Annotated in this window: 3 protein-coding genes and 1 pseudogene; all 4 read left to right on the top strand. The window is 36.8% G+C overall.

Features of this window, described 5'->3' with window-relative positions; all coding sequences use genetic code 11:
* Positions 1-1,305: pseudogene (locus J4P91_RS29290) on the top strand (hypothetical protein); the annotation flags it as partial.
* 9 nt (positions 1,306-1,314) lie between these two features.
* On the top strand, positions 1,315-1,584 hold the full coding sequence (locus J4P91_RS28185; protein WP_207996726.1) for an AbrB/MazE/SpoVT family DNA-binding domain-containing protein: 270 nt from the start codon (positions 1,315-1,317) through the stop codon (positions 1,582-1,584).
* A 28-nt stretch (positions 1,585-1,612) separates the two neighbouring features.
* Entirely contained in the window at positions 1,613-3,577 is a 1,965-nt protein-coding gene (locus J4P91_RS28180; protein ID WP_207996725.1) for a glycosyl hydrolase family 28-related protein, read from the top strand.
* Positions 3,578-3,678: 101 nt separating this feature from the next.
* The coding region (locus J4P91_RS28175; RefSeq protein ID WP_207996724.1) for an SGNH/GDSL hydrolase family protein at positions 3,679-5,069 on the top strand (1,391 nt) is incomplete at its 3' end.

The raw sequence follows: 5,069 nt of genomic DNA, 5'->3' as shown, positions 1-5,069 counted from the left end.
GGTAATATTCTAGACATTCAATTAACGTTTGGTAGTCAAGATATCACAAAAAGATATCAAGCTAATTTGAACCATGCCGCAAAAACAATTAATGACTTAATGGAAGGTCGAGAAAAACTCCCAATTAATGCTATGGCAGCAGAAGTAGCAAACGTAACAAATATGATTCTAGGTGTGACTAGTGAAATTGATATCACTGAAAAAGGATTAATCGCGATAGATAAAACTAATCCAAACTACGTTGTGATTTTAAATAGTGCAGGTTTAGGTGTAAGTACTGATGGTGGAACAACGTTTAAAAATGCCATTACTGGACGAGGGATTGTTGCAGAAAGAATTCTAGCAGGAGAAATTAAAGGTTCCACATTACGTACAGATAGCGGAGCCAATTACGTTCATATAGAAAAACAATTCATTCGTTTGATGGAATCGAACTTAACTAGATTGTTTCTCGGATACTACATTAACAGAGATGGTAGACTTCAACCGACAATTTTACTTCATGAAAATGTAGATAATACAAATTTCAAAGATGGAACATTAGTAATCTCACAACAAAATCTAGGGACTTATTATGCTGCAAGTTTTGGGATTGCAAAAGGGATAACAAGTGAAGGTGATCCATATTATCCAAGTAAAATGAATATCAACTCTAACGGAGATGTTCTACTCTATGGAGATAAGCTCACCACGATTACAGGTAAACAAGGGATTAACCTTCATTCAGATCAACAAATCAGTGCTTATGGAAATATGCTTCGTTTAGATACAACAAGTAATATGGATATATTATCTGGTGATAAATTATTCCTGCGAGGAACAAATAATATAACATTCAACAGCCAGTCAGCCGTTTTTAATTGCCCGGTGACAACACCGGGAATTTATGGAGATAATTTAATGACTGTAAAAGGAATAAACGGAATCGATTTGCGTTCTGATAAACAGTTAAGCGCATATACAAGCATGATTCGTCTAGATTCCAATAGTCATATCGATATTTTAACTGGCGGGAATTTATATTCAAAAGCTTCCGGTAGTATTAGCCAATATGCGACCAATGGCGGTTATTGGGTTGAAGCTTCAAACGGAGTAACTTTCAAAGTATTGAATCCATCTAATTCATTTTACGTCGAAGCACCAAAAGCTGTTTTTAAATGTCACTTAAGTGCAGATGGTGTAAATGTGAATGGTGGAACCCCTGATTCAATGGGAACAATCAGATATATGAATGGCTTCAAAGGATGGGGATATTATGGTCACATTGGTGGACTAGGGTGGGCGAATTTTACTATAACAGTTTAGGAGGATAATATGGCATATCAATATTTAGGCGTTACAGTAACAATTAGTGAAGACGGTTCTGTGAAAATACCATTAGATAAACTGGAAGATATCGGCGTTAAACCTGGTGATGTTATTGAGATTTTCTCAGATCATGACCAGGTTTATTTACGTAAAACAGATACATTCTGCGATATGTGTAAAAAGAATGCGCACTTGTACAAATTAGGTACGTTAAATGTGTGTTCTGATTGTTTGGCTACCTTGCAACAACAAGCATCGCAAGTTCCACAATCTTAGAATGAGAATGCAGTAAGGAGGCGGTGATATGGTCATTAAAGAATTAGGAACAAATTGGAATGAACAATATCGCAATGATTTGAATAATAACTTTAAAGAGTTAGCTGGATTGGATGCAATCGCAACTGGCGCTTTAAGTAAAGCAACTGCAGCCGAACAAAAATCTAATTCAGCTGAACAACACTCAATTTCAGCTGAACAGATAGCGCAAGAAGCAAAAATAACATCAGAAACAGCGAATATCACATCACAATCAGTTCAAGAACAGCTGAATCAAATTGTAGTTGAGGGCGATTCTTCTGTAGAAGCTGCTCAAGCGAGAGTAGACGTAAATGGAGTAAGTCATGCTACTCTAAAAAAACGTATTGATTCAGACGTTCAAAGTATCAATATGTTAATTTCAGATATGGTATTGAACATTAAAAGTTTTGGCGCTAAAGGTGATGGAGTAACGGACGATACAAAAGCTATACAAACTGCTATTGATTCTGGAAAACTAATTTACTTCCCGAGAGGAATATATTTATGTGGCACGCTAGCTGTTAAATCATCAACAAAGATCATTGGTGAGAATCCTGATAATACAATTATTGTTCACAAAAACACTGGTGGAGTCACTGGATTCTATTCTAGGTCGATGTTGATTAATGCTAATTTTCCAACTTACAAGTTACCTAGTGCTACTGATAGAGAACCTATCGTTGGATTGAACGAAAATATTACAATTGAAAATATTACATTCGATGCTGCTAATAATCCTGTATATGGATTGCAATTTATTACTAGTGACTATGTTAAAGTTAAAAACTGCAAAGTTATAAATGCGAAAGGAGCTTTAGATCTTCGTTCTGTTCGTTATTCATACTTCAATGTAGAGTGCGACAACATTAAGGAAGACGGAATCAGTGTTACAGATCAAAACTTTAAAGCACCTATAGGATCCGTTCACAAAGGTCTTTCAACTAGAATCGCATTTGATACATGTGTAGTGAAAAATTCTTGTACGATTAATGGGGAAGGCTCGTCTTCCATGAATGCTTTTGAACTGGACGACGGGCCGTCATATATTGAATATATAAACTGTAAGGCTATCAATAATCGCGGTTGTGGCTATGAGGTACACATTCATTTGCCGGAATTCGACTTACAAAACATTCGCTATATTAATTGTATAGCAATAGATAATTATCCAGATGCATCGAATTCGACGCAACAAGTTGGAGGATTTGCGGTAGGACAAACGCCAGCAGGTTCTAAAATGGGGAATATCACATTTGAAAACTGTACATCGTTAGGAAGCCCGAATGCATTCTGCCGTTTATCTGGAACCGAGGCGGGCAGTCACTTCAACGTTACAATTAACGGAGGCACATGGCAATCACTTCAAGCACCAAGTGATAGAAATCCTGAGAAATCAACTTGTATTTATGTAGGTAAACTATTTAAAGATATGAAAATCATTGGTGCGAACATTGGCGGCGCGGTTGATGGATATGGAATTTATAGTCATACCACTGGTGACGGTTTAATTATGGAGAATTGCAGTTTCAGAGATACGTACGCACCAATACGTGCAGGACATACGGGTGGTTCTTTGAATATTAGTAACGTGGACATCCTGCCAGGAAATCCAGTGGGAGCAGTTGGTTCGGCTTGTGTATACATTATGGCGGACCGTGTAAATATCGTTAACATGACGTTGACGGTAGATAGTTCGAAATACAGCTCACATATGATTCGACTTATCAATGTGAAAAATGCGAGTGTATCGGCGATTGCCACAAATACGGGCACAATAGCAAACAGTTGTTTCAATACACAAGATTGCGAACATGTAACGATAACAAGCAGCGTTGTAAGAGGTTTTACAAACGGCGTTCAATTTAGTGGTACGTCACAAGCCGTAGTTGTTACAGGTAACAGTTTCAAAGGGTGTACAAATAAATTTAATACTACTCCTGCTTATTTAGTGGAAGCAGGTAATGCTATTTAGAGTTTATTAGCTATTGTTTAAGTGATTATAAAATATAAAAAGTTTTTAAAAAAAGAGGGACAAACGTCTCTCTTTTTATTTTGCCTAAAAGGAGTGAGACAATGACTTTTAAAACATACGAAGTCAATGTTGATTTAGTAAATCTTTCAACGGCGCCTGAGATTAGATTTTCACAAAACGATCAAAACAGTGCTAAGTTATTGTTGAACATCACAAATAAAACATTAGAAGCTGATTTATCAACCGCAACAGCAGTGAGAATGTCCTTTAAAAAGCCGGACGGAACGAGAGTGTTCCAAGACGATTGCCAAGCGATTAATGCGCTTAAAGGGAAATACCAAATCATCTTGAAAACTCAAACGTTAGCTGCCGTTGGTAAAGTAATTGGACAAATTCAAATTGAAGAGAACGGAAAGGTCATAGAAACACAAAAGATTTCATTCCTTGTTGAAGAATCTCTATCAAGCGATGATGCGATTGAATCAACAAATGAATTCGGTGTAATCCAAAAAGCAATTGATGCAGGAGAACAGCTTGAAGGCGTGGATATTCCCGCCTTAGTTGCATCGAAAGAAACAGCCGAAACAGCACTTGCAAAATCAACCGAGAACACAAATCAAATTGGGATTTTGTCGCAAAAAGTTGCGTTTAAATCAAATACAATCGTGTTATTTGGTGACAGTATTACCGAGCAAAATTCTATTGAAACCACAACGTATGCATACAATTATTCTAAAGGTTATTTTAGTTGGGCAAATGTTCTTTTGGGTAGTCCATTTAATGTTTTGAAAAACTCTGGAATAGGCGGAAATACAACTAATCAGATGCTTGCACGTATTGATAAAGACGTATTACAGTACAAGCCTCAGTATTGTTTCTTTATGGGTGGAGTGAATGATATATCTGCTAATACTACCTATGAAGCGTTAATTGCAAACTTAGAAAACATTTATAAAATCTTGACTCAAAACAACATTGTGATTATTACATCTACTGTTACACCATCGCATTATCACACAACAGCTGCTCAAAAGCTTGTCAAAGATAAAACTAATGCATGGATTAGAAATTACGCTATCAACAATCCAAATGTTATTTTGGTAGATATGGCGAAAACGTTAATAAATGCAACAGATGGATCACTTGTAACCGGGCTATCAAGCGATGGAACACATCCAGTTCAAACTGGTGCAACATTAATGGGGACAGAAGTATATAACGTACTCAAAAACTTCATTAAACCAATCCCGATGCTAGGTATATCTAATGCAGATGCAACCATTTTAAATCAAAATCCAATGATGCTTGGTGATAACGCAGGAGTGGCCACAGGATGGACATTTCCAACGAATGCTGGTCTAACGTATTCTAAAGAAGTACGTAAAGCTCCTGATGGTGTTGGAGAATGGCAAAAGATTGTTAGTACTGCAAACGGAAATTTTGTAGCGAATGGGAATAGCGTAACAACTGGATTTGCTGTAGGAGACTCTGT

The organism is Bacillus sp. XF8 (genome assembly GCF_017498755.1).
GTDB classification, from domain to species: domain Bacteria; phylum Bacillota; class Bacilli; order Bacillales; family Bacillaceae_G; genus Bacillus_A; species Bacillus_A bingmayongensis.
This window is presented reverse-complemented; position numbering and strand designations above follow the sequence as displayed.